Source organism: Paraburkholderia phenoliruptrix (genome assembly GCF_047325075.1).
In the GTDB taxonomy this organism is placed as follows: domain Bacteria; phylum Pseudomonadota; class Gammaproteobacteria; order Burkholderiales; family Burkholderiaceae; genus Paraburkholderia; species Paraburkholderia phenoliruptrix.
Genome location: NZ_CP168531.1, coordinates 816462 through 840368 on the forward strand (window position 1 = coordinate 816462; position 23907 = coordinate 840368).

Below are 23907 nucleotides of genomic sequence, written 5' to 3' on the forward strand. Positions count from 1 at the left end.
GGCGTGCGCGCCGCTAACGCTCGGTGGAACCGGAGTGTTTGTAGAAGCCGCCCATCAGTTCGATGAGCGTGTCACGGTGTTCGCCGCTCGCGCGGTTGAGCGCGTGGGTGGGGCCGTGAATCAGCTTGTTGGTGAGCGCCTGCGAGAGCGCCTCGATCACCGCGGCCGGATCGTCGCCACGCGCGAGCATTTTCTGCGCGCGTTCGACTTCGGCCCGGCGCAGCACGTCGGCTTGCGTATGCATATGGCGGATGACCGGCACGATGCTGCGTGCGTCGAGCCATTGCATGAAATTCTGCACGCGCGTTTCGATAATCGCTTCAGCTTGCGCCACCGCGGCCTGGCGCGACGCATTGCCTTCGCGGACGATTGCGCCCAAGTCGTCGACGGTATACAGGAACACGTCTTCCAGCTTGCCGACTTCCGGTTCGATGTCGCGCGGCACGGCCAGATCGACCATGAAGATCGGCCGATGACGCCGCGCCTTGACCGCGCGCTCGACCGCGCCCAAGCCGATGATCGGCAACGTGGACGCCGTGCACGACACGATGATGTCGAACTCATGCATGCGTGTGGGCAGTTCGGACAGCGGAATGGCGCGCCCATTGAAGCGTTCGGCGAGCCGCATGCCGCGCTCCGCGGTGCGGTTCGCGACCACGAGTTCGCGCGGTTGCTGCGCGGCGAAGTGCGTGGCGCACAGCTCGATCATTTCGCCCGCGCCGATGAACAGCACGCGTTGGTTCGAGACCTTGTCGAAAATGCGCTGCGCGAGCCGCACGGCTGCTGCGGCCATGGAAACGGACTGTGCGCCGATTTCGGTCGTGGTGCGCACTTCCTTCGCGACGGCAAACGTGCGCTGGAACAACTGGTTCAGATAGGTGCCGAGCGCGCCTGCCTCCGAGGCCGTGCGCACGGCATCCTTCATTTGTCCGACGATTTGCGTTTCGCCGAGCACCATCGAATCGAGACCGGACGCGACGCGAAATGCGTGGCGCACGGCTTCGGACTGCGGCAGCGCGTAGACGTGCGGCGCGAGCTCTTCGATAGGCAGGTTGTGATACCGCGACAGCCATTGGATCGCGGCTTCGCGCGCGGCGGCGTCGTCGGTCGCGCAGTAGAGCTCGGTGCGATTGCAGGTGGAGAGAATCGCCGCTTCGGGCGCCGAGCGGGCCGTGGTGCCGAGCCAGACGCTTTTAAAGGTGTCCAGCGCAGGCTTGATCTGTTCGAGCGGAAACGCCACGCGTTCGCGCAAGGCGACAGGCGCAGTGTGGTGATTGATTCCGATCGTTAGAAGCTGCATGCTGGGGAGCTATGGTTTAGCCCCATATTATAGCGTTTCCACGATTCTTACACCGCCGACGCCCGCGCCGTGCCGCTTATGGCGGGCATCAGCGCCGGCATCGGCATCAGGCCGCTGCGGCTTCCACCGGAAAGGCGTCCAGTTGATAGCCGTAGCCATACAGCGGCGCGAGCGAATAGCCGTTTTCAGGACGTAGCTCGAGCTTGGATCGCACGCGCGACGCGTGCGTGTCGACCGTGCGCGACTTAACGTCGCGGCGGCGCGCCCACACCGTTTCCATGATGTGCGCGCGCGACACCGGCCGCGACAGATTGCTGAACAGAAGCAGCGCGAAGCGGAATTCCTTCGGCGTGAGCGTGACCGTGCGGTTGCGGAAGGTGACGGCGAAATTCGCAGCGTCGAACGCATAACCGCCGATGACGTCGTGCCGCCGGTTGGGCGGCCGGCGCAGTCCCGCGCGGCGCAGCAGCGCGTCCACGCGCGCGATCGTTTCCGGCCCGCGCACTGGCTTTGTCAGACAGTCGTCGGCGCCCGCGTGCAGTGCCGCGACGATCTGGCTTTCGCGCGGCTCTGACATCATCACGATGACCGGCAGGCTCGGCAGCAGCGCGCGCGCACGTGCGATCACGTCTTCCGCCGAATGGTCGCCGGCCCAATTTTCGGTAATCAGCAGGTCGAAGAATTGGTCCGCGGCCTGGGCGAAAAAAGGAGCGCTAGTGGTGAAGTGCTGACAGACGTGGCCGCCGGCGAAAATCAGCCGGGTGACCAGTTTGGCGTGTCGCGTGTCCGGCTCGATAAGGGCGATTCGCATGCGCGCGTTCCACTTGACCACGGCCAGGAACCAGGCTTTTCCGTAAGGCCTACAGCTTGCCTAACATCACCCCGACCCCTAAACTCAACCGCTGTGCGGAAAGCGCCGTGCTGATTTTTTGAGAAAGAGACAAAAATGCTAGCTGTCGTCGAGCCTCGCGCCCATGAGACAAATCCGAAACTGCGCGAGATCACTCGCTGATGGGTTGGCCCGGAATCGTCGTACTGGGAGCCGCAATCGGCTTCGTGGGATGGTGGCTGCATCCGCTGCGCCGCATGAATCGCTCGAATCGTGCCCGCTTATGGGTGGCGCTTGTGACCGGCGTGCTGGGCGCGAGCGTCGCGCACATGGCCGGCAATGTGGTGGGACTTTTTCATGACGGTGAATTGCTCGAATGGCCCGTATGCACGGCCGTCGCGATGATCGCTGTTGCCGTGACGGTCGGCTTGCTTTCCCGTCGTTGAATCTTTGCAGGTGACTTCCATGAATGCCCGACTTCCCCAGACTTCCTCCATTCCCGAACGGCTTGCCAGCTTGCGCAGCGCCATGGCGCGCGAAGGCGTCGCGGCTTACCTCGTGCCGTCCGCGGATCCGCATCTGTCCGAATATCTGCCGGGGCGCTGGCAAGGGCGGGAATGGCTGTCCGGTTTCACCGGCTCGGCGGGCACGCTCGTCGTCACGGCCGAATTCGCGGGCGTGTGGACCGACAGCCGCTACTGGGAGCAGGCCAACGCGCAACTGGCCGGCAGCGGCGTCCAGCTCATGAAGATGACCGGCGGCCAGCAAACCGCGCCGCACTTCGACTGGCTCGCTGAAAACGTGGCGCCCGGCGGTACCGTCGGCGTGGACGGCGCCGTGCTCGGCGTGGCGGCGGCGCGGGCGCTGACGCAGGCGCTCACGGCGCGCGGCGTGAAGCTGCGCACCGACGTCGATCTGTTCGACGGCGTCTGGCCGCAGCGCCCGTCGCTGCCCGATGCCACGGTGTTCGAGCACGCCGCGCCGCATGCGAGCGTCGCGCGTGCCGAGAAGCTCGCGCAGATCCGCCGCGTCATGGCGGAAAAGGGCGCGCAGTGGCACTTCATTTCCACGCTCGACGACCTCGCGTGGCTTTTCAATCTGCGCGGCGCCGACGTGAGCTTCAACCCGGTTTTCGTCGCGCACGCGCTAATCGGCAAAGACCACGCGTCGCTTTTCATTGCAGACGGCAAGGTGCCGTCCGCGCTCGCCGAGGCGCTCGCGCGCGACGGCGTCAGTGTCGAGCCGTATGCAAAAGCGGCGGATGCGCTCGCCGCGCTGCCCGCCGGCAGCACGCTGCTGATCGACCCGCGCCGTATCACGTACGGCTCGCTGCAGTCGGTGCCGTCGACGGTGAAAGTGGTCGAGGCGGTCAATCCGTCCACGTTCTTCAAGTCGCGCAAGACTGAAGCTGAAGCGCAGCACGTGCGCGAGACCATGGAGCAGGACGGCGCGGCGCTTGCCGAATTCTTCGCGTGGTTCGAAGGCGCGCTCGGCCGCGAGACCATCACCGAGCTGACTATCGACGAACGTTTGACGGCCGCGCGTGCGCGCCGGCCGGGCTTCGTGTCGCTGAGCTTTGCGACCATCGCGGGCTTCAACGCGAATGGCGCCATGCCGCACTATCGCGCGACCCAGGAATCGCATTCGGTGATAGAAGGCAACGGCCTGTTGCTGATCGACTCGGGCGCGCAGTATCTGAGCGGCACGACCGACATCACGCGCGTGGTGCCGATCGGCACGATCAGCGACGAGCAGCGGCGCGACTTCACCATCGTGCTGAAAGGCACCATGGCGCTGTCGCGCGCAAAATTTCCGCGCGGCATCCGCTCGCCGATGCTCGACGCGATCGCCCGCGCGCCGATCTGGGAAGCCGGCGCCGACTACGGTCACGGCACGGGCCACGGAGTCGGCTACTTCCTCAACGTGCACGAAGGCCCGCAAGTCATCTCTCACTACGCGCCGGCCGAACCGTGGACGGCCATGGAAGAGGGCATGATCACGTCGGTCGAACCCGGCATCTATCGGCCGGGCAAGTGGGGCGTGCGCATTGAGAATCTGGTGCTGAATGTGCCCGCGGGCCAGACGGAATTCGGCGACTTCCTCAAGTTCGAGACGCTCACGCTCTGTCCAATCGACACGCGTTGCCTCGACCTGTCGCTGCTGCGCGACGACGAACGCGCGTGGCTCAACGGCTATCATCAGACGGTTCGCACGCGCCTCTCGCCGCATGTTTCCGGCGACGCGAAGGCGTGGCTGGAACTGCGCACGCAGCCAATCTGAGCCGTAACCACCTCGCGACGGAGAGCGCATGGGCATCAAGGCAGTCGTGTTCGACTTCGGCGGCGTGTTGATCGACTGGAATCCCGAGTACCTCGATCGGCAGCTGATTCCGGACGAGGCCGAGCGCCGCTGGTTTCTCACGCACGTCTGCTCGATGGATTGGGTGGTGCGTCAGGACGGCGGCCAGCCGATCGTCGAGGCGACGGCGGAACGGGTCGCGCAGTTTCCCGACCACGAAGCGCTGATCCGCGCGTTCTACGAGCGCTGGCACGAAATGGTGGCCGGCGTGCTGGACGACGGGGTCGCGATCATGGAAAAGCTCGAAGCCGCCGAGGTGCCGCTCTTCGGGCTGACGAACTGGTCGGCGGAGACGTTTCCGTATGCATGGGAACACTACCCGGTGCTGCGGCGTTTCAGGGACATCATCGTGTCCGGGCGAGTGGGTCTCGTGAAGCCCGATCCGGCGATCTTCGCGGCCATGCGTGAGCGGATCAACGTGCAACTGCCGGACATCGAGCCGGCCGAGCTTGTCTTTATCGACGACAACCCGAAGAACGCGGCCGCCGCCACCGCGCTCGGCTGGCACGGCGTACATCACACCAGCGCGGCGCAAACCGAAGCGCGCTTGCGCGAATTGGGTTTGCCGGTTTGACGGGCCGCGCGGCGCTGTGCGCGACCCGCGCGCGGCAGGCGTGAGCCATGATGACGCGCTGCTTCGAGCGGGTGCGCAGCCGCTTACGATTACTGCCCCAGTAAGTTCTTCAAGGCGTTTCCCAAACCTTTGACGGTTTCGCCCGCGCCTTTCGCTACCCCTTCCACGCTGACGCCCAGCGCTTTCGCGAAGCCCTCCGCGATCCGCGTGGTCAGCCGTTCCTGCACCGAGAACTTCGGATCGCGCAAATTGCCGTCGAGCACGAAGTGCAGCGTGATGTCGCCGTTATGCGTCTTCAGCGCGGCGACCGCCGCCTTGGTCGGAATGGACAGGAACGTGTCCAGCGGATTGCCGTTGTCCGCGAGTTGCAGGTTGTGGACCGTTATCGTGCCCGGCGCGTGCAGCTGATAGTTGCGCACCGTCGACTGAATGCTCATGTCGACCGTGCCGCCCGTCACTTGTGCTCTCGCGCCGGTCTTCTTCACGAGATAGGGATCGAGCATGGCGACGTCGACGCCGCGCAGCGTGCTCGTCGTCTGCGAGTCCTTACTCGCGATTCGGATCCATCCGCTGAACGTGACCGTGCCGGTGTGCGCCGGTCCTTTGATCGAGCCTTTGACGTCGACGCGGGTCGGCTCCGTGAGCTCCGGTAAATGAATGTTGTCGACAGTCGCGTTGGCGTCGCTCACCGTCACCTTGTAGGCGGGCGGTCCGACGGTCATGTCGTAGAAATGGAAGCGGCCCTGTTCGAAGCTGATGTGATCGACCTGCTTCTCGCGCGGCGCCGAACTCGCCGACGCGCCGCGCGCCTCGTCGTTGGTTCTGTTGACGGACTGGCGCAAATTCGGCAGCAAACGGAGCGTGCCGTTTTGCGTGCGCAGCACGGCCATGTCGAAACCGCGCACCACCACGCTGCGGATATGCATGCGGTGCGCGAGCAGATCGCGGATGTCCGGCGTGAGCGTGATGTCTTCCGCTTTCAAGGGATCGCCGGCGGGCCAGCCGGGCGGCGGCTTCAGCAGTACATGGGTGAGATGAACCGAGGTCAGCCCGACATCGATACTTTGCGCGCTGCCCAGCGGCCCGAGCGCGGCGACCACGCGCGCTTTCACTTCGCGCTGCGCGTATTGCAGCAGGCCGAATGCAATGACGACGAGCACCATCAGCACGCTGCCCGCGGCAACGATCCAGCGTTGGCTCCTCGACATCGCCATGCTTGTCTCCTCGTTGCCGCGATGCGCGGCCAGGCCGTGATGAGTGCGCGCCGCCCTCGCGCGCCGCGGGGACGACATATAGCACGCGCAGGCGAGCAATGCGTGTGCCGTGTCGCGAGGCCGCCGACGTCTGGCGGTTGCGGATGGTATGGAGTGGCTGCGAAGAACTGGCGGACGTGCCGCGAGGCTGCGGCAATCGTGCGGGAAGCGTGCGGCAATCGTGCGAGAAGCGCGTGGGAAGCTGAAGAGCAGAGGCGTGAATGCCAGGCAGCCCGCCCGTGTTTCTACGGGCAGGCCGCTGCCGGACCGGCGAACTTAACGCGTGATCGGCTTGTAGCGCAGACGCTTAGGACGCGCTGCTTCTTCGCCGAGACGTGCGCGCTTGTCGGCTTCGTACTCCTGGTAATTGCCGTCGAAGAACGTGACTTGCGAATCGCCTTCGAACGCCAGAATGTGCGTCGCGATCCGGTCGAGGAACCAGCGGTCGTGCGAGATCACCATCACCGAGCCGGCGAATTCGAGCAGCGCGTCTTCGAGCGCGCGCAGCGTTTCGACGTCGAGGTCGTTCGACGGCTCGTCGAGCAGCAGCACGTTGCCGCCGGCAATCAGCGTTTTGGCCAGATGCAGACGGCCGCGCTCGCCGCCCGACAGGTTGCCGACGATCTTCTGCTGGTCGCCGCCCTTGAAGTTGAAGCGGCCAATGTACGCGCGCGAGGGCGTCTCGTACTTGCCGACCGTCAGCACGTCCGCGCCGCCGGAAATCTCCTCGAACACGGTCTTCGACGGATCCAGCGCGTCGCGGCTTTGATCGACGTAAGCGAGCTTCACGGTCGGCCCCATCACGATTTCGCCCGAGTCCGGCTGTTCGCGGCCCGTCAGCATGCGGAACAGCGTGGACTTACCCGCGCCGTTCGGACCGATGATGCCGACAATCGCGCCCGCCGGAACCTTGAAGCTGACGTTGTCGAGCAGCAGCCGGTCGCCATACGATTTGCTGACGTTCTTGAACTCGATCACCTCATTGCCGAGGCGGTCGCCGACCGGAATGAAGATTTCCTGCGTTTCGTTGCGCTTCTGGTAGTCCTGGCTGTTCAGTTCCTCGAAGCGGGCAATACGCGCCTTCGACTTCGCCTGGCGACCCTTCGGATTCTGGCGCACCCATTCCAGTTCCTTCTTGATTGCCTTCTGACGCGCCGACTCGGACGCTTCTTCCTGCTTCAGGCGCTCTTCCTTCTGGTCGAGCCAGCTGCTGTAGTTGCCCTTCCACGGAATGCCGTGGCCGCGGTCGAGTTCGAGAATCCACTCGGCCGCGTTATCCAGGAAGTAGCGGTCGTGGGTGACGGCGACCACCGTGCCGGGGAAGCGCGTGAGGAACTGTTCGAGCCAGTCGACCGATTCCGCGTCGAGGTGGTTGGTCGGCTCGTCGAGCAGCAGCATGTCGGGCTTTTCGAGCAGCAGCTTGCACAGCGCGACGCGGCGCTTTTCGCCGCCCGACAGATGCTCGATCTTCGCGTCCCATGCGGGCAGGCGCAGCGCGTCGGCGGCGATTTCGATCTGCTGTTCGGCGCTGCCGCCGTCCGACGTCGCGAGAATCGCTTCGTATTTGGCCTGCTCGGCGGCGAGCGCGTCGAAATCCGCGTCCGGCTCCGCGTACGCCGCGTAGATTTCGTCGAGCTTTTTTTGCGCGTTGAACACGTCGCCGAGACCTTCTTCGACGGTTTCGCGCACCGTCTTGTTCGGGTCGAGCTGCGGCTCCTGCGGCAGATAGCCGATGTTCAGGTTCGGCATCGGCGTGGCTTCACCTTCGATGTCCTTGTCCACACCGGCCATGATGCGGATCAGCGTGGATTTGCCCGAGCCGTTCAGGCCGAGCAGACCAATCTTCGCGCCGGGGAAAAACGACAGCGAGATGTCTTTGAGGATTTGACGCTTGGGCGGCACGATCTTGCCGACCCGGTTCATGGTGAAGACGTATTGGGCCATTTGCTTGTGTGCTTGATAGACGTTGACGACGCCGGCCGCGCGGGGGCGGGCAGTCGTGGGTGGATAGGTAATCGGTGTCATGCCGGGGCGAAGCGCCCGGCGTCGGCCGGCGCGGCGTCGGACGCGGTGTCAGCGCGACGACGCCCATGCGGGCCCTGTGCAGATGGCATTGTACTTCGGCGGGAGCGCGCGACGGCAGAGGGCACTGCCGGCGGCTTGCGCCGGTCTGCCTGCGCCCGCTTGTTTGTGCTCGTCTGTTCGTGCTCGCCTGTTCGTGCTTTAGCGGCGCTTACAGCCAATCGGCGACGCCGCCGTGCCGCGAGCAGGTGCCGCCGTGGTGCCGGCTGAAGCTGTAGCTGCCGTCGCGGCAACGCGCGGTCGCGCCGTTGGGCGCCTTGCCCGACAGCGAGCGGGCCGGCGCATGCACGGTGTTGCCGTCGCGATTTCGGTAGGTGTTGTGATTGCTGAGGTCGGCCTCGTTCGGCGTCGTGCCGGGCGCCACATACGCGAATGTCGGCGAGATGCCGATCGACAGCGTCAGCAGCAACGCCGCTGCAACCAATGCGCCGCGGCGCGCGCTTTTCAGGCCATGAGCTTGCATGTCGTTCTGGCGTAGTGGTTCATCGGTTCTCGAAGCGCAGGTCAGTTCACGCGCCGGCCGCTCACCGTATCGAAGAAATGCAGATGGCGCGCAGGCAGCGCGACCTGCAACGCTTCGCCGGCCGCGGGCCGGTGCGCGTGCGGCAAACGCACGGTCACATCATGCTGACCCCAGCGTCCGTGCGCGAGATTGTCCGCGCCGAGCAGTTCGCAGGAATCGACGGTGAGGCTTGCGTGCGGCGCATCCGCTTGCCCCGGACTCATGTGCTCGGGACGAATGCCGAGCGTGTACTCGCGCCCCTTCGCGACTTCGCGGCCCATCGACGGCACGCCCGCGAGCGGCAGCTGCGGACCGTTGCCGGCCACGTCGAAAGTGGAGCCGTCGCCGGATACGCGGCCTTGCAGCAGATTCATTCCGGGCGAGCCGATGAAGCCCGCCACGAACACCGTGGCCGGCCGCTCGTAGACTTCGGTCGGTGCGCCGATCTGCTCTGCGTGACCCTTGTTCATCACGATCACGCGTTGGGCCAGTGTCATCGCTTCGATCTGGTCGTGCGTCACATACAGGCTTGTTGTGGCGAGGCGCGCATGCAGACGTTGAATTTCGAGCCGCATCTGCACGCGCAGACGCGCGTCGAGATTCGACAGCGGTTCGTCGAACAGAAACACGGCCGGTTCACGCACAATCGCGCGGCCCATGGCGACACGCTGACGCTGACCGCCCGACAATTCGCGCGGCTTGCGCTGCAACAGCGCTTGCAGTTCGAGAATCTGCGCGGCGGCCTTCACGCGCTCTGCGATCTGCGCCCGGTGGACGCCCGCAATTTTCAGCGCGTAGCCCATGTTTTCCGCGACGCTCATGTGCGGATAGAGCGCGTAGTTCTGAAACACCATCGCGATGTTGCGGTCTTTCGGCTCGAGCTCGTTCACCACTTTGCCGGCGATCGAAATGCTGCCTTCGGAAATCCGCTCGAGTCCCGCCACCATCCGCAGCAAAGTGGATTTGCCGCATCCAGACGGCCCGACCATGACGACGAACTCGCCGTCGTTCACATCGACGTCGATGCCGTGCAACACGAATTGTTTGCCGTCGTAGGTTTTTTTAACGCCTTGCAGTGTGAGTGCAGCCATGCGGTTTTAGCCCTTCGTTTGCGAGTCTTCGTTTGCGTGCTTTTCTGCGAGTTTCTTGATGCGGTCCACGCCGTGCGGATCACTTCTCGGCATCCACGAGTCCGCGCACGAACCAGCGCTGCATGGCGAGCACGACGGCGAGCGGCGGCAGCATCGCGAGCAAGGTGGCCGTCATGACCAGATGCCATTCCGTGGCCGTATCGCCCGAGGCGATCATGCTCTTGATGCCGACCACGGCGGTCGTGAGCGACTGCTGGCTCGTGATCAGAATCGGCCACAAATACTGATTCCAGCCGTAAATGAAGGTGATCACGAAGAGCGCCGCCATGTTCGTCTTCGACAACGGCAGCACGACGTCCCAGAAAAAACGCATCGCGCCCGCACCGTCGATGCGCGCCGCTTCCATTAATTCGTCCGGCAGCGTCATGAAAAACTGGCGGAACAGAAAGGTCGCCGTGGCCGACGCGATAAGCGGCAGCGTCAAACCGCTGTACGTGTTGCTCAGATGCATCGACGACACGACTTGCACGGTCGGGAAGATGCGCACTTCGACCGGCAGCATCAGCGTGATGAAGATGAGCCAGAACGACAGATTGCGAAACGGAAAGCGGAAGAACACGATCGCATACGCCGAGATCATCGACACTGCAATCTTGCCGATGGCAATGACGAGTGCCATCACGAGGCTATTGAACAGCATGCGGCCGAAGGGCGCTGCCGCGTTGCCGCTGCCGTGCGCCCAGACGGTCGCGATATTGTCGAACAGATGCGAGCTCGGCACGAGTGAGAGCGGCACGGTGAACACTTCGTGCTCGCTCATGGTCGCCGCGCAGAACGCGACGTACACCGGAAACACCACGAGCACGACGCCGAGAATCAGCACCGCGTGGCAGAAGAGGTCGAAACCGCGGCGGTTCTCGATCATGAGTATTGAACCTTGCGTTCGATGAAGCGGAATTGCACGACCGTCAACGCGACGACGATCACCATCAGAACCACGGATTGCGCGCCCGAACTGCCGATATCGAGTCCCTGGAAGCCTTCGGCGAAAATCTTGTAGATGAGCGTGCGGGTCGATTGGGCGGGGCCGCCGCCCGTTGCTGCGTCGATCACGGGGAAGGTGTCGAAGAACGCGTAGGTGATATTGATGACTAGCAGAAAGAAGCTGGTGGGCGACAGCAGCGGCAGCGCGATGCCGAAGAAGCGCCGCAGGGGACCGGCGCCGTCGATTGCCGCGGCTTCTATCAGCGAACGCGGAATGGCCTGCAAGCCTGCGTAGAAAAACAGGAAGTTGTAGCTGACCTGCTTCCACACCGAGGCGAGCACCACGAGAAACATCGCCTGCCCAGCGTTCAGGGCGTGATTCCACACAATGCCGTACTTGGCGAGCGCAAAGGTGACGAGGCCGATGCTTGGGTTAAAGAGAAACGACCACAACACGGCGGCGATGGCCGGCGCGACCGCATACGGCCAGATCAACAGTGTCTGATACGCCTTTGCGCCGCGCGTCACGCGATCGGCGCAAACGGCGAGCAGCAGCGAAATCACGAGGCCCGACGCGGTGACGAACGCGCAGAAAATGATCGTCGTATTGAACGACGACAGATACAACGGATCGGCGAAAAGCTGCCTGAAGTTCGCGAGCCCGACAAATTCGCTCGACGTGCCGAACGCGTCCTGGCTTTGCGTGGATTGCCACAGTGCTTCGCCGGCGGGCCACAGAAAGAACAGCGCCGTGATCAGAAGTTGCGGCGCGACGAGCAGATAGGGCAGCAGGCTGGTGCCGAAGCGGGAGCGCTTTTCCATCGACGAATCTCAAGAGGGTGGCTGCGGGCGGGCTCCGGCGCGAGTGCGCCGGAAACCTGCCGGTTTGCGCTTGCTGATGCGATTGGTGAGGCGATTGCTGAGGCTTACGCGGCGATCAGCTGCCGGCTTTCTCGAAGCGGCGCAGCAATTCGTCGCCGCGCGAGACCGCCGAGTCGAGCGCCTGTTGCGGCGTCTTCTTTTCGGCCCACACCTGCTCGAGTTCTTCGTCGATGATGGTGCGGATCTGCGGCATGTTGCCAAGGCGCAGGCCCTTCGTGTACGGCAGAGGCGGCTTGTTGAGCATCTGCTTGATGGCGGTGTCGCTGCCCGGGTTCTTCTCGTAGAAGCCCTGTTGCTGGGTCAACTGATACGCGGCGGTCGTGACCGGCAGATAGCCCGTGTCCTGATGCCACTTCGCGGCGACTTCCGGCGAGCTCAGGTACGACAGGAATTTCGCCACGCCTTTGTAGACAGCCGGATCCTTGCCCGACAGCACCCACAAGCTCGCCCCGCCGATGATCGCGTTCTGCGGTGCGCCCTTCACGTTGGCGTCGTAAGGCATCATGCCGGTGCCGAAATTGAACTTCGCATACTTCTTGATGGTGGCGAGCGAGCCCGACGAGTTCGTGATGATCCCGCAGTCGCCGCTATAGAACTTCGAGATCGGCTCGTCTTTGCGGCCTACATAGGTGAACGTGCCGTCTTTCTGCATGTTCTGCAGGAACTGGATGTGCGCGACCTGCAGCGGCTTGTTGAATTCGAGCTGCGCGTCGGCGCCGTCGAAACCATTGTTCTTCGACGCGAACGGCGCACCGTGCCACGCGCTGTAGTTCTCCAACTGGATCCAGCTCTGCCAGCCCGACGAGTAGCCGCACGCCATGCCGGACGCTTTCAGCTTCTGCGCGTCGGTTTGCAGTTCGGCCCAGGTTTTAGGCGGCTGGTTCGGATCGAGGCCGGCTTTCTTGAATGCGTCCTTGTTGTAGTACAGGACCGGCGTCGAGCTGTTGAACGGCATGGAGATGAGATGGCCGGTTTTCGCGTCGCTGTAGTAGCTCGCAATGGTCGGCACGAACGCTTTTTCGTCGAGCGGCAGGCCGGCTTGCTTGAACACGTCCGATACCGGAACCACGGCTTTTTTCGCCTGCATCATGGTCGCGGTGCCGACCTCATAGACCTGCAGGATGGCCGGCGCATTGCCGCTGCGATAAGCGGCGATGCCCGCTGCCAGCGTCTGGTCGTAGGTGCCCTTGAACACGGGCACGATCTTGTAGTCGGACTGCGACGCGTTGAACGCGTTGGCGATGTCGTTCAGACGCTCGCCTAGCGCGGCTTCCATGGCGTGCCAGAACTGGATTTCAGTGGCGGCCCGAGCCGTCTGGCTCATGCCGAGGGTGCCGACACTCAGCACGGCGGCAACGGAAAGCGAACGGAACAGCGGCTTCAAACTCATCGATTTGTCTCCTGACGGAAGGTGCGCGAATGCGAATCGCGCGATTCTATTTATATTCGATGACAGTCCGGCGTCGCCGCCGGGCCGGCGCTCTTTTACGCCTTTGACGGGCGCCGGATGTCGCAATTTAACATCGCATGTCACGAAACTGAAATAGAGGGCTTCGGCAATGAAAAAAGCCCGCGCGGGGCGGGCTTCTGAAGATGCAAGTCGGAACAGCCGGTGGGCTTCCGGCTTGGGGCGTCGATAGGAGAGATCGCTCAGACGTTAAACAGAAAATTCATCACATCGCCGTCGTGCACGACATACTCCTTGCCCTCCGCGCGCATTTTCCCGGCTTCTTTCGCGCCTTGCTCACCCTTGTAAGTGATGTAGTCGTCGAAAGAAATGGTTTGCGCACGAATGAAGCCGCGCTCGAAGTCGGTGTGAATCGCGCCCGCGGCTTGCGGCGCGGTGTCGCCGATATGGATGGTCCACGCGCGCACTTCCTTCACGCCCGCGGTGAAGTACGTTTGCAGCCCGAGCAGCTTGAAGCCCGCGCGGATCACGCGGTTCAGGCCCGGCTCTTCCATGCCCATGTCGGCGAGGAACACTTCCATGTCTGCTTCGTCGAGGTCGGCGATTTCCGCTTCGATTGCTGCGCAGACGGCGACCACCGGCGCGTTTTCCGACGCCGCGAACTTCATGACCGCGTCGAGATGCGGATTATTCTCGAAGCCGTCTTCCTTCACATTGGCCACGTACATGGTCGGTTTCGCCGTGATCAGGCAGAACGGCTTGAGCGTCGCCTTCTCTTCGTCCGACAGATCCAGCGCGCGCACCGGCTTCGCCTGATCCAGCTGCGCGCGCACCTTTTCCAGCACCGCGGCGTTCTTGACGGCTTCCTTGTCGTTGCCCGACCTGGCCGCCTTGGAATAGCGCGCGAGCGCCTTTTCAACCGTGGCGAGGTCGGCGAGCGCGAGTTCGGTGTTGATGACCTCGATGTCCGACAGCGGGTCGATCTTGTTCGCGACGTGAATCACGTTCTCGTCTTCGAAACAGCGCACGACGTGCGTGATGGCGTCCGTTTCGCGGATGTTCGCGAGGAACTGGTTGCCGAGCCCTTCGCCCTTGCTCGCGCCCGCCACCAGACCGGCGATGTCGACGAATTCCACGACTGCAGGCAGGATGCGCTCCGGCTTGACGATTTCCGCCAGCGCTTTCAGGCGCGCGTCCGGCACTTCGACGATCCCGACGTTCGGCTCGATCGTGCAGAACGGATAGTTCTCGGCGGCGATGCCCGCCTTCGTCAGCGCATTGAACAGGGTGGACTTGCCGACGTTAGGCAAGCCGACGATGCCGCATTTGAGGCTCATGGAAATCCTTCAGTGATTCAGTAAATTGCGTGATGCGCTCGACGCCGTGTGCAGGATTCAGGAGCCTTCGCGGTGGACCGGCAAGGAAGACGCAGCGGAGCGGGACACGACACCAGGCGGGCATTGCCTCGACGATTCTGGGCCGGTTTTGTCACGGAAACCGTAATTGTAACCCGTTCCCACCCGCTTCTTGACGTGGCGTCAGAAAGCTGCGCGCCCGGTCCGTCCCCCGCAACCCCGCAGCTATAATGCGCGGATGAACGCACACCATCAGACTTTCGACGCCGCCGTGATCGGCGGCGGGCTGGTCGGCAAAACCGCCGCGCTTGCGCTCACTCAAGCCGGCTTGCGCGTCGCGCTGCTCGCGCAGGCGTGCGCGCCGCTCGCCGCCGGCGCTTCGTTCGACTCGCGGGTGTACGCGTTGTCGTCGAGCTCACAGGCCCTGCTCGAGCGGTTGCGCGTCTGGCAGGCGCTCGATCTGGCGCGGCTCGGGCCCGTCTACGACATGCGAGTCTACGGCGACGCGCATGCCGAACTGCATTTCTCCGCGTTTCAGGCTTCGGTGCCGCAACTGGCGTGGATCGTGGAGTCGTCGGTGATCGAGCGCGCGCTCGACGCGGGATTGCGCTTTCAGCCGAACCTCACGTGGATCGACAGCCGCGCCCAGGCGCTCGACTTCACCGCCGACAGCGCAAGCGTCGGTCTCGCGAACGGCAGCGTGCTGGTGGCGGATCTGGTGGTGGGCGCGGACGGCGCCCACTCGTGGGTGCGCGCGCAGATCGGCTCGAAGATGAACCGGCGCGACTACCGGCAAACAGGCGTCGTCGCGAACTTCAAGGCCGAGAGGCCGCACGGCGAGACCGCCTTCCAGTGGTTCAGGGACGGCGAGATCATTGCGCTGCTGCCGATGCCGGACGGCCACGTCTCGCTCGTGTGGTCGGCGCGCACCGAGCACGCCGAGCAGCTGATCGCGCTCGATCCCGCGCAACTCGCGGCGGAAGTGGAGCGCGTAACCGGCGGCCAGCTCGGCGCACTCGATTGCGTGACGCCCGCGCAAGGCTTTCCGCTCGCGCTGCAAACGGTCGACCGGCTCGTCGCACCGCGCGTCGCGCTGGTGGGCGACGCGGCGCATCTGATTCATCCGCTCGCCGGGCAGGGCATGAACCTCGGACTGCGCGACGTCGCGGCGCTGGCCGATACGGTCGCCGGCAAGGAGTCGTTCCGCGATCTCGGCGACATGGTGCTGCTGCGGCGCTACGAGCGCGCGCGCCGCGAAGACATTCGCGCGCTGATGATCGCGACCGACGGTCTGCAAAAGCTCTTCTCCGTGCCCGGCCCGCTCGCGAAAATCGTGCGCAATAGCGGCATGGCTTTTGTCGGCGCACAGCCATTCATCAAGCGCTGGCTGGTGTCCGCGGCGCTCGGCTGACGCGTTGGCCGACACGCCGCGCGCCGTGCCAGTCCGGTGAGACGGGTATCATGAACGCACAGCGGCGGTTCGCGTCACCGCGCGAACCTCGCAAAACGCCAACGCGTGCGCCACGCGCGCGATTGAACCAGGAATTCAGCATGAAAAGAACTTTCCGCATGGCCGCAGCCGTGCTCGCGATCGCCGCCGTCACGTTCGGCTGCTCCGCGCAGGCCGACCAGTCCACCGACAAGCTCAAGGCCACGCTGCAAAGCCGCCTTGCCGACGTGACCATCAAGAGTGTGACCAAGTCGCCGATCGCCGGCCTTTACGAAGTGAACCTCGGCAACCAGATCGTCTATAGCGACGCCAACGGCGACTATCTGCTGCTCGGCGACATGGTCGACACCAAGACGCGCAAGAATCTGACGGACGCGCGTCTGTCGGAAACCAACCGTATCGATTTCGCGAGCCTGCCGTTTGCAAATGCGGTCAAGGTCGTGAAGGGCAACGGCTCGCGCAAGATCGCCGTGTTCTCCGATCCGAACTGCCCGTACTGCAAGCAGCTCGAAACCACGCTGAAGTCGATCGACAACGTGACGGTCTATACCTTCCTGTACCCGGTGTTGTCGCCGGATTCCACTGCCAAGTCGAAGTCCATCTGGTGCTCGACGGACCGCGCGAAAGCCTGGGAGTCGTGGATGCAGGATCATCAGGCGCCCACGGCCGCCGGCACTTGCGACACCGCCGCGATCGACAAGAACCTCGCGCTCGGCCACGCGATGAACGTCGAAGGCACGCCGACCGTATTTCTCGCCGACGGCCGCCGCCTGCCCGGCGCCGTGCCGGCCGACCGGCTCGACAAGGAAATGGCCGCGGTGCATTGAGCACGCGGTTCACATCTGACAAAGGAGGCGCGACTGGCGCCTCCTTTCGCATCAAGCTCCTCAAACATTCAAGCCCGAAAAAACAAGCGCCGCCGATGAAGCCGATCCGCTACACCATCGTTCCGAAGCAACCCGCCGCCCATCTCTTCGAAGTCACCGTCACCGTCGCCGATCCCGATCCGGCCGGCCAGCGTTTCATGCTGCCGGTGTGGATTCCCGGCAGCTATATGGTGCGGGAGTTTGCGCGCAACATCGTCACGCTGCGCGCATTCAACGACGCGGGCCGCAAAGTACGCGTCGAGAAAACCGACAAGCACACGTGGCAGGCGGCGCCGGTGAAAGGCGCGCTGACGCTGCGCTATGAGGTCTATGCGTGGGATCTGTCGGTGCGCGCGGCGCATCTGGACGACACCACGGGTTTTTTCAACGGCACGAGCGTGTTTGTGTCGCCGCTCGGTCACGAGGAAGCGCAGTGCGTGATCGACATTCAGAAGCCCGAAGGCGCCGCGTATCGCAACTGGCGCGTCGCGACGGCGCTGCCGGAGGCGCGCGGCACGAAGCGCTACGGCTTCGGCGAATATCGCGCGCAAAACTATGACGAACTGATCGACCATCCGGTGACGCTCGGCGAATTCGAGCTCGCCACCTTCAAGGCTCACGGTGTGCCGCACGACGTGGTGATCGCGGGACGCGTGATCGGGCTCGACATGCCGCGGCTTTGCGCGGACCTCAAGCGCATTTGCGAGGCGCAGATCGCGCTGTTCGAGCCGAAGTCGAAGAAGGCGCCGGTGGACCGCTATGTGTTCATGACGCAAGCCGTCACCGACGGTTATGGCGGCCTCGAGCACCGCGCGTCGACGGCGCTGATCTGCAATCGCGGCGATCTGCCGGTGCAAGGCCGCGAGGCGCTGACGGAGGGCTATCGCACCTACCTCGGCTTGTGCAGCCACGAATATTTCCACACCTGGAACGTGAAGCGGATCAAGCCGGCGGTGTTCGCGCCGTATGACCTTTCCGTCGAGAATTACACGTCGCTGCTGTGGCTTTTCGAAGGTTTCACGTCTTATTACGACGACCTGATCCTCGTGCGCAGCGGTCTGATTTCACAGGACGATTATTTTGGCATGCTCGGCAAGGTGATCGGCGGCGTGCAGCGCGGCAGCGGGCGGACGAAGCAGACCGTCGCCGAAAGTTCGTTCGACGCGTGGGTCAAATACTATCGGCAAGATGAAAACGCGCCCAACGCGATTGTCAGCTATTACACGAAGGGCTCCCTCGTGGCGCTTTCCTTCGACCTCGCGATTCGCGCAGAAACCAGCAACCGCAAGTCGCTCGACGACGTGATGCGCCTGTTGTGGCAGCGTTTTGGCCGCGATTTCTACCTGGGCAAGCCGGTCGGCGTCGAGGAAAGCGAAATCGAGGCGCTTTTCACCGAGGCGACCGGCGTGGAACTGGGCGAGCTGTTCACGCAAGCTGTCCACGGCACGCGCGATTTGCCGCTGGAGACGCTGCTGGAGCCGTTCGGCGTGACGATCGCGCCGGAACCCGACAAAAATGGCAAGCCGTCGCTCGGCGCGCGCGTGCGCGGCGGCGCGGACTGCACGCTGGCCGCGGTTCACGAGGGCAGCGCTGCGCAGAAGGCCGGGCTCTCAGCCGGCGACGTGCTGATCGCACTCGACGGCCTGCGCGTGACCGGCTCCAATCTGGACGCGCTGCTCGCGCGCTACCAGCCGGGCGCCAAGGTTGAAGTGCATGCGTTTCGCCGCGACGAGCTGCGCACCGCGCAACTCAAGCTGGACGGGCCCGACGTGTCGCGCTACAAGCTCACCGCCAGCGACAAGCGGCCCGCCACGCGGAAGGCACGCGAGCGCTGGCTTGCAAGCTGACTGTAATCTGCGATAACGTCAATTGGCCTTGGCAAGCGGCGGATTGTTCTATCAGTGCAACAATCCGTCGCCGCCGGACGGCTTTTTCCCGGGTCGGTAAAAAAACACAATGGCTCCACTCGCGCAACGCTGCGCGCCCCCTACTGGAGTCAACCATGACCACGATCCTGCAAATCAACTCGGCGGCCCGTTCGCAAGGCGCAAACTCGACGCTGCTTGTGAACGAACTGACCGACAAGCTGCAACAGTCGAACCCGGGCGCGCAAGTCGTCGTCCGTAATCTGCAAGCCGAACCGCTGCCGCACCTGGACGATGCCGTGCTCGGCGCGTTCTTCACGCCGGCTGACCAGCGCACGGCTGAGCAAGCCGCGATCGCCGCCCGCAGCGACGCGCTGATCGCCGAACTGCAAGCCGCCGACATCATCGTGATCGGCGCGCCGATGTACAACTTCGGCATCTCGTCGCAACTGAAGACGTACTTCGACTTCCTGGCGCGCGCCGGCATCACGTTCCGCTATACCGCGAACGGTCCGGAAGGCCTCGTGACGGGCAAGAAGGTTTATGTCGTGTCGGCACGCGGCGGCAAGTATCTGGGCACGCCGAACGACAGCCAGACGCCGTATCTGAAGACCTTCCTCGCCTTCCTCGGCATGACCGACGTGAGCTTCATCTACGCGGAAGGCCTGAACATGGGCCCCGACGCGGCGAGCGCCGCGCTGGCATCGGCACGCGAAGCGATTGCTGCTGCCTAAGGTGCGGGCTCGGCGATGTCCGGGGTGCGTCTTGGGATGCCGCGCGGGTAGCGTCTAACCGGGCGATTCGAGCAGCGTTACCGCCACTTCGCCGCAGCGCCTTCCGGCACACTGCGAAAAAAACGCCACCGGCTTTGGGCCGCGTGGCGTTTTTTGTCTGGCGTGCGCGATCGGCGTTGCGCCGGCCCACGCGCGTTGCTGCCGCCTACGCGAGCATTTGTGCTTCGTCGGGCAGACGCCAGTCGATCGGTTTGCGGCCATGCTGCACGAGATACTCGTTGGCCTTGGCAAAATGTCCGCAGCCGAGAAAACCCCGATGCGCCGACAACGGCGACGGATGCGGCGCCTCCAGCACGTAATGCGATTTGCCGCCGAGCAGCGCGCGCTTTGCCTGTGCGTGCGCGCCCCACAGCATGAACACGAGACCGTCGTGGCGCATCGCGAGTTCGTGAATCAGCGTGTCCGTGCATTTCTCCCAACCGCGTTTGGCGTGGCTCGCTGCCGAATCGCGCTCGACGGTCAGCACGGTGTTCAGCAGTAGCACCCCTTGTCTCGCCCAGGTGTCCAGGCATCCGTGACGCGGAGGTTCGTGGCCGAGGCTGGCAGCGATTTCCTTGAAGATGTTGCGCAGCGACGGCGGCGTGCGCACGTTTGGCGCGACGGAAAACGCGAGCCCGTGTGCTTGCGGCGTGCCGCGGTCTTCGCCGTGATACGGGTCCTGGCCGAGAATCACGACCTTCACTTCGTCGGGGCTCGTCAGGCGCAGCGCGCGGAACACGTCGGCGGGATACACGGTTTTGCCTGCGGCGCGCTCACCGTCGACGAAACGGCAGAGCGGCGCATAGGCGTCGCTTTCAATAAACGGTTTCAGGTGCGCGCGCCAGGCAGCGGGCAGGGCGGCGAATTGCGCTTCCAGCGTGGGCGGCGTGCTGGCGGCCGTGTGCGGTGGCGGCGCGGCGGAGGCTGCACTGGCCGGTGCAGCGTCGTCGCCGAATAGCGATGCCTGGGGCGCCTGCGACCGCGTCGAGCGTGTACGGGATGAGGAAGTCATGGCGCACAAGTGTCGCAGCAAACGGGATACGGCTCAAGTCGTGGCGGCGGGCGCCTCTTTAGATGCCGTGCAGGGCGACGCAACGGTGAGAAGCCGTGACCATCGGTGGGAAGCGGTGAGCATCGTTGAAGGAAGGCCGGCTGCCCACGGAGCCCAGCAGCCCTCCGCGAGACGGCGCGCCGCTCAGCCTGCCCGCAACTGATATCCGCGCTGCGCCTTGCTGATGCTTTCCGGCTCAAGGCCCGCGACCGCTTTGCCGAGTTCGGCGCAGAGCGCGTGCAGCGCGGCTTCGTCGCCGGATTTCAGTTCGAGTTCGATCTCCGAGATGGGCGCACGACGCAACTCGCCGTTCACTTCGGTAAGCACGTTGCCTTGATCGATTGCGGCTTCGACCTCCGAACCGTCGACGCTCACCTGCCACAGCGTGCGGGTGAAATCGGTGCGGAAGAGTTCGATCAGCTGGGGCGCCGCTTGGCGCAGCGCTTCTGCCGCCGCAGGCTCGTCGCAGTCTCGCAGCAATGCGTCGATGTCGAGCGCCTCGCCCGCGACAGGCATTTCCCACTCGTGACGGCTATGCAAGCCGTTCGTCGCGTGGCCCACCGTTTTGAAGGTTTGCAGCCAGCCGTCCGGGGTATGGCGCAAACGCAGCGCGCTCTTCGACGCTGCGAGCGCGAGTTGCGGCGTATCGAAGTAAATGTTCGACAACCTGATCGCGCGGCCTTCCTCGCCGGTGCGCGCGGCGAACCAGCTGCCGGCCGCCTTGACCTGCGCGGCCGGCAGCAGCAACTTGATCTCGCGTTCCATGCCCATGGTCTGCTCCGCTGTTTTTGCTAAACGCGACGCGCTGACATCACGCCGCGCCGGGAAAGAACATGCGAGCAAGCTCCACACCCGGCTCGTCGGCGCGCATGAACGCCTCGCCGACGAGGAACGTATTCACGTCCTTCGCGCGCAGCCGTTCGACATCCGCTCGCCCCAGAATGCCCGATTCCGTTACGACGATACGGTCGTCGGGAATGGCCTCGAGCATGCCGATTGTCGTTTCGACCGACGTCTCGAACGTGCGCAGATTGCGATTGTTGATGCCGATGAGCGGCGTTTTCAGCGTGAGCGCCTCCATCAGCTCTTCGCGGTCGTGCACTTCGACGAGCACGGCAAGCCCGAGCGAATGCGCGAGCGCTTCGAGATCCTGCATCTGCGCGGTTTCGAGCGCGGCGGCGATCAGCAGGATCGCGTCCGCGCCCATGGCGCGCGCCTCGACGATCTGATACGGATCGACGATGAAGTCCTTGCGCAGCACCGGCAACTGGCAGGCGGCGCGCGCCTGTTCCAGATACGCGACGCTGCCCTGAAAGAACTGCACGTCAGTCAGCACGGACAGGCAGGCCGCGCCGTGCTGCTCGTAAGAACGCGCGATCTGCGCGGGCACGAAGTCTTCGCGCAGCACGCCTTTGGAGGGGCTCGCCTTCTTCACTTCGGCGATCACAGCGGCGAGACCCGCTGCGTGCTTCGCGCGCAATGCGCCGACGAAATCGCGAATGTCGCGTGACGACGCTTCGAGGCGCAGTTCTTCGAGCGGGGCGCTTTGTTCGGCCGCGCGGACTTCTTCGCGTTTGACCGCGATGATACGGTCGAGGATGTCGCTCATAGGTGTCTCGCTACGATGGTTGCTACGTAATCAGTGCTTGAATTGCTGCGTGAAGCGGATCAGCTCGTCGACTTTCGCGCGAGCCTTGCCGCTGGAAATTGCTTCGCGCGCAAGCTGAATGCCGTCCGCAATCGACGACGCCACGTTTGCCGAATAAAGCGCCGTGCCCGCGTTCAGCGTGACGATCTCGCGCGCGACGCCCGGTTTGTTGTCGAGCGCTTCGAGCAGCATGGTTTTCGATTCGGCGGCGTCCGCCACTTTCAGCGTGCGGTTCGACACCATCTGCATGCCGAAGTCTTCCGGATGAATCTCGTACTCGTGCACCTCGCCGTCGCGCAATTCGCCGACTTGCGTGGCCGCGCCGAGCGAGACTTCGTCCATGCCGTCCATGCCGTACACAACCAGCACGTGTTTTGCGCCGAGACGCTGCATCACGCGAACCTGAATGCCGACCAGATCCGCGTGGAACACGCCCATCAATTGATTCGGCGCGCCGGCCGGATTGGTGAGCGGACCGAGAATGTTGAAGATGGTCCGCACGCCGAGTTCGCGGCGCACGGGCGCAATGTTCTTCATGGCCGGGTGATGGTTCGGCGCGAACATGAAGCCCATGCCGGTTTCCGCGATGGATGCGGCCACCTGTTCCGGCTGCAGGTCGATATTTACGCCGAGCGCTTCGAGCACGTCCGCGCTGCCCGACTTGCTCGACACGCCGCGATTGCCGTGCTTCGCGACTTTCGCGCCGGCCGCGGCCGACACGAACATGGTCGCCGTGGAGATGTTGAAGGTATGCGAGCCGTCGCCGCCGGTACCGACGATATCGACGAAGTTCGAGTTGTCCTGCACGTCGACGTGCCGGGCAAATTCACGCATCACCGTGGCGGCGGCGGTGATTTCGCCGATGGTCTCTTTTTTGACGCGCAAGCCGGTAATGATCGCGGCGGCCATGACGGGCGAAAGTTCGCCGCGCATGATGAGGCGCATCAGATGCAGCATTTCGTCGTGGAAAATCTCGCGATGCTCGATGGTCCGCTGCAGCGCTTCCTGGGGCGTGATGGTCATGATGTCGTCTCGCTTCATCAGGCGGTGCGTTGGGCGGTCTTCGCTTTGGACTGCTTCACGAAGTTCTCGAGCAGCGCGTGGCCGTGTTCGGAAAGAATGGATTCCGGATGGAACTGCACGCCTTCAACCGCCAGCTCCTTGTGACGCACGCCCATGATTTCGCCGTCTTCGGTCCATGCGGAGACTTCGAGGCAATCGGGCAGCGATTCGCGTTCGATGGCGAGCGAGTGATAGCGCGTCACGACGAAATGCTTCGGCAGATCGGCGAACACGCCTTTGCAGTCGGTTTCGATCGTGCTGACCTTGCCGTGCATGATGGTTTGCGCGCGCACCACGCGCCCGCCGAATGCTTCGCCGATGGCCTGATGGCCGAGGCACACGCCGAGAATCGGCGTCTTGCCGGAAAATTCGCGCAGCACGTCGAGCGTGATGCCCGCGTGTTGCGGATTGCTCGGGCCGGGCGACAGGCAGATTCGCTCGGGGTTGAGCTTTGCGATGTCGTCCAGCGTGATTTCGTCGTTCCGATAGGTGCGCACGTCTTCGCCGAGTTCGCCGAAGTACTGCACCAGGTTGTAGGTGAACGAGTCGTAATTGTCGATCATGAGCAGCATGG

The 23907-nt window shown here is 64.0% G+C and carries 22 protein-coding genes; 7 read left to right on the plus strand and 15 right to left on the minus strand.

Annotated features, from left to right (window positions below; translation table 11 throughout):
- Positions 1-13: 13 nt before the first annotated feature.
- Positions 14-1300: a glutamyl-tRNA reductase gene (hemA, locus tag ACEN8U_RS15790; protein WP_015003849.1), complete on the minus strand. Its 1287-nt coding sequence runs from the start codon at positions 1298-1300 to the stop codon at positions 14-16.
- A gap of 106 nt (positions 1301-1406) precedes the next feature.
- Positions 1407-2111, minus strand: coding sequence for a response regulator transcription factor (locus tag ACEN8U_RS15795; RefSeq protein WP_041746409.1), 705 nt, complete (start codon positions 2109-2111; stop codon positions 1407-1409).
- Between the two features lie 200 nt (positions 2112-2311).
- Between ACEN8U_RS15795 and ACEN8U_RS15800 the strand changes: the two genes are divergently transcribed.
- The 3 genes from ACEN8U_RS15800 to ACEN8U_RS15810 are packed head-to-tail and all read left to right on the plus strand — an operon-like array spanning position 2312 to position 5061.
- Complete coding sequence (locus ACEN8U_RS15800; RefSeq protein ID WP_015003847.1) at positions 2312-2575, plus strand: hypothetical protein; 264 nt, start codon at positions 2312-2314, stop codon at positions 2573-2575.
- 19 nt (positions 2576-2594) lie between these two features.
- Positions 2595-4409: an aminopeptidase P family protein gene (locus ACEN8U_RS15805; RefSeq protein WP_310110830.1), complete on the plus strand. Its 1815-nt coding sequence runs from the start codon at positions 2595-2597 to the stop codon at positions 4407-4409.
- 28 nt (positions 4410-4437) lie between these two features.
- Complete coding sequence (locus ACEN8U_RS15810) at positions 4438-5061, plus strand: HAD family phosphatase (RefSeq protein WP_310110829.1); 624 nt, start codon at positions 4438-4440, stop codon at positions 5059-5061.
- 89 nt (positions 5062-5150) lie between these two features.
- Here ACEN8U_RS15810 and ACEN8U_RS15815 read toward each other — a convergent pair whose 3' ends face one another.
- The 8 genes from ACEN8U_RS15815 to ychF form a co-directional block, all read right to left on the minus strand.
- Positions 5151-6275: a DUF748 domain-containing protein gene (locus tag ACEN8U_RS15815; RefSeq protein WP_015003844.1), complete on the minus strand. Its 1125-nt coding sequence runs from the start codon at positions 6273-6275 to the stop codon at positions 5151-5153.
- A gap of 315 nt (positions 6276-6590) precedes the next feature.
- Positions 6591-8258, minus strand: a complete 1668-nt coding sequence (ettA, locus tag ACEN8U_RS15820) for an energy-dependent translational throttle protein EttA (protein WP_028362336.1) — start codon at positions 8256-8258, stop codon at positions 6591-6593.
- Positions 8259-8547: 289 nt separating this feature from the next.
- A complete protein-coding gene (locus ACEN8U_RS15825) occupies positions 8548-8859 on the minus strand; it encodes a DUF3761 domain-containing protein (RefSeq protein WP_015003843.1) in 312 nt (103 codons plus the stop codon).
- Positions 8860-8900: 41 nt separating this feature from the next.
- Entirely contained in the window at positions 8901-9989 is a 1089-nt protein-coding gene (locus ACEN8U_RS15830) for a sn-glycerol-3-phosphate import ATP-binding protein UgpC (protein ID WP_015003842.1), read from the minus strand.
- A 79-nt stretch (positions 9990-10068) separates the two neighbouring features.
- Complete coding sequence (gene ugpE / locus ACEN8U_RS15835; RefSeq protein ID WP_013589730.1) at positions 10069-10914, minus strand: sn-glycerol-3-phosphate ABC transporter permease UgpE; 846 nt, start codon at positions 10912-10914, stop codon at positions 10069-10071.
- Positions 10911-11795, minus strand: coding sequence for a sn-glycerol-3-phosphate ABC transporter permease UgpA (ugpA, locus tag ACEN8U_RS15840; RefSeq protein WP_015003841.1), 885 nt, complete (start codon positions 11793-11795; stop codon positions 10911-10913). The genes ugpE and ugpA overlap by 4 nt, the downstream gene beginning before the upstream one ends.
- A gap of 115 nt (positions 11796-11910) precedes the next feature.
- Positions 11911-13245 carry a sn-glycerol-3-phosphate ABC transporter substrate-binding protein UgpB gene (gene ugpB / locus ACEN8U_RS15845; RefSeq protein ID WP_015003840.1) on the minus strand — a complete coding sequence of 445 codons (1335 nt, stop codon included), beginning with the start codon at positions 13243-13245 and terminating at the stop codon, positions 11911-11913.
- Between the two features lie 260 nt (positions 13246-13505).
- Positions 13506-14600, minus strand: a complete 1095-nt coding sequence (gene ychF / locus ACEN8U_RS15850) for a redox-regulated ATPase YchF (RefSeq protein ID WP_015003839.1) — start codon at positions 14598-14600, stop codon at positions 13506-13508.
- Between the two features lie 256 nt (positions 14601-14856).
- Between ychF and ACEN8U_RS15855 the strand changes: the two genes are divergently transcribed.
- From ACEN8U_RS15855 to ACEN8U_RS15870, 4 genes are all read left to right on the plus strand, one after another.
- Positions 14857-16029 (plus strand): UbiH/UbiF family hydroxylase, encoded by a 1173-nt coding sequence (locus tag ACEN8U_RS15855; protein WP_015003838.1) that lies wholly within the window; start codon positions 14857-14859, stop codon positions 16027-16029.
- A 140-nt stretch (positions 16030-16169) separates the two neighbouring features.
- Complete coding sequence (locus ACEN8U_RS15860; RefSeq protein ID WP_013589723.1) at positions 16170-16895, plus strand: DsbC family protein; 726 nt, start codon at positions 16170-16172, stop codon at positions 16893-16895.
- Between the two features lie 95 nt (positions 16896-16990).
- A complete protein-coding gene (locus ACEN8U_RS15865) occupies positions 16991-18781 on the plus strand; it encodes a M61 family metallopeptidase (protein WP_015003836.1) in 1791 nt (596 codons plus the stop codon).
- A 155-nt stretch (positions 18782-18936) separates the two neighbouring features.
- Positions 18937-19533, plus strand: a complete 597-nt coding sequence (locus ACEN8U_RS15870) for an FMN-dependent NADH-azoreductase (protein WP_013589721.1) — start codon at positions 18937-18939, stop codon at positions 19531-19533.
- A 205-nt stretch (positions 19534-19738) separates the two neighbouring features.
- Here the strand turns inward: ACEN8U_RS15870 and ACEN8U_RS15875 are convergent, their stop codons facing one another.
- From ACEN8U_RS15875 to ACEN8U_RS15895, 5 genes are all read right to left on the minus strand, one after another.
- Entirely contained in the window at positions 19739-20584 is an 846-nt protein-coding gene (locus tag ACEN8U_RS15875; RefSeq protein ID WP_015003835.1) for a uracil-DNA glycosylase, read from the minus strand.
- A gap of 183 nt (positions 20585-20767) precedes the next feature.
- Positions 20768-21394 carry a CYTH domain-containing protein gene (locus ACEN8U_RS15880; RefSeq protein WP_015003834.1) on the minus strand — a complete coding sequence of 209 codons (627 nt, stop codon included), beginning with the start codon at positions 21392-21394 and terminating at the stop codon, positions 20768-20770.
- 40 nt (positions 21395-21434) lie between these two features.
- Positions 21435-22232 (minus strand): indole-3-glycerol phosphate synthase TrpC, encoded by a 798-nt coding sequence (gene trpC, locus ACEN8U_RS15885; protein ID WP_015003833.1) that lies wholly within the window; start codon positions 22230-22232, stop codon positions 21435-21437.
- A gap of 30 nt (positions 22233-22262) precedes the next feature.
- Positions 22263-23294, minus strand: coding sequence for an anthranilate phosphoribosyltransferase (trpD, locus tag ACEN8U_RS15890; protein ID WP_041746407.1), 1032 nt, complete (start codon positions 23292-23294; stop codon positions 22263-22265).
- A 17-nt stretch (positions 23295-23311) separates the two neighbouring features.
- Positions 23312-23905, minus strand: coding sequence for an aminodeoxychorismate/anthranilate synthase component II (locus tag ACEN8U_RS15895; RefSeq protein WP_013589716.1), 594 nt, complete (start codon positions 23903-23905; stop codon positions 23312-23314).
- Positions 23906-23907 lie beyond the last annotated feature (2 nt).

Excerpts from the sequence above, each read along its gene's own strand:
- ychF (WP_015003839.1), bottom strand. The coding sequence starts at position 14,600 with ATGAGCCTCAAATGCGGCATCGTCGGCTTGCCTAACGTCGGCAAGTCC.
- ACEN8U_RS15810 (WP_310110829.1), top strand. The coding sequence starts at position 4,438 with ATGGGCATCAAGGCAGTCGTGTTCGACTTCGGCGGCGTGTTGATCGAC.
- hemA (WP_015003849.1), bottom strand. The coding sequence starts at position 1,300 with ATGCAGCTTCTAACGATCGGAATCAATCACCACACTGCGCCTGTCGCC.
- ettA (WP_028362336.1), bottom strand. The coding sequence starts at position 8,258 with ATGGCCCAATACGTCTTCACCATGAACCGGGTCGGCAAGATCGTGCCG.
- ACEN8U_RS15805 (WP_310110830.1), top strand. The coding sequence starts at position 2,595 with ATGAATGCCCGACTTCCCCAGACTTCCTCCATTCCCGAACGGCTTGCC.
- trpD (WP_041746407.1), bottom strand. The coding sequence starts at position 23,294 with ATGACCATCACGCCCCAGGAAGCGCTGCAGCGGACCATCGAGCATCGC.
- ACEN8U_RS15830 (WP_015003842.1), bottom strand. The coding sequence starts at position 9,989 with ATGGCTGCACTCACACTGCAAGGCGTTAAAAAAACCTACGACGGCAAA.
- trpC (WP_015003833.1), bottom strand. The coding sequence starts at position 22,232 with ATGAGCGACATCCTCGACCGTATCATCGCGGTCAAACGCGAAGAAGTC.
- ugpA (WP_015003841.1), bottom strand. The coding sequence starts at position 11,795 with ATGGAAAAGCGCTCCCGCTTCGGCACCAGCCTGCTGCCCTATCTGCTC.
- ACEN8U_RS15860 (WP_013589723.1), top strand. The coding sequence starts at position 16,170 with ATGAAAAGAACTTTCCGCATGGCCGCAGCCGTGCTCGCGATCGCCGCC.
- ACEN8U_RS15870 (WP_013589721.1), top strand. The coding sequence starts at position 18,937 with ATGACCACGATCCTGCAAATCAACTCGGCGGCCCGTTCGCAAGGCGCA.
- ACEN8U_RS15865 (WP_015003836.1), top strand. The coding sequence starts at position 16,991 with ATGAAGCCGATCCGCTACACCATCGTTCCGAAGCAACCCGCCGCCCAT.
- ACEN8U_RS15895 (WP_013589716.1), bottom strand. The coding sequence starts at position 23,905 with ATGCTGCTCATGATCGACAATTACGACTCGTTCACCTACAACCTGGTG.
- ACEN8U_RS15800 (WP_015003847.1), top strand. The coding sequence starts at position 2,312 with ATGGGTTGGCCCGGAATCGTCGTACTGGGAGCCGCAATCGGCTTCGTG.
- ugpB (WP_015003840.1), bottom strand. The coding sequence starts at position 13,245 with ATGAGTTTGAAGCCGCTGTTCCGTTCGCTTTCCGTTGCCGCCGTGCTG.
- ACEN8U_RS15825 (WP_015003843.1), bottom strand. The coding sequence starts at position 8,859 with ATGCAAGCTCATGGCCTGAAAAGCGCGCGCCGCGGCGCATTGGTTGCA.
- ACEN8U_RS15875 (WP_015003835.1), bottom strand. The coding sequence starts at position 20,584 with ATGACTTCCTCATCCCGTACACGCTCGACGCGGTCGCAGGCGCCCCAG.
- ACEN8U_RS15815 (WP_015003844.1), bottom strand. The coding sequence starts at position 6,275 with ATGGCGATGTCGAGGAGCCAACGCTGGATCGTTGCCGCGGGCAGCGTG.
- ACEN8U_RS15795 (WP_041746409.1), bottom strand. The coding sequence starts at position 2,111 with ATGCGAATCGCCCTTATCGAGCCGGACACGCGACACGCCAAACTGGTC.
- ACEN8U_RS15855 (WP_015003838.1), top strand. The coding sequence starts at position 14,857 with ATGAACGCACACCATCAGACTTTCGACGCCGCCGTGATCGGCGGCGGG.
- ACEN8U_RS15880 (WP_015003834.1), bottom strand. The coding sequence starts at position 21,394 with ATGGGCATGGAACGCGAGATCAAGTTGCTGCTGCCGGCCGCGCAGGTC.
- ugpE (WP_013589730.1), bottom strand. The coding sequence starts at position 10,914 with ATGATCGAGAACCGCCGCGGTTTCGACCTCTTCTGCCACGCGGTGCTG.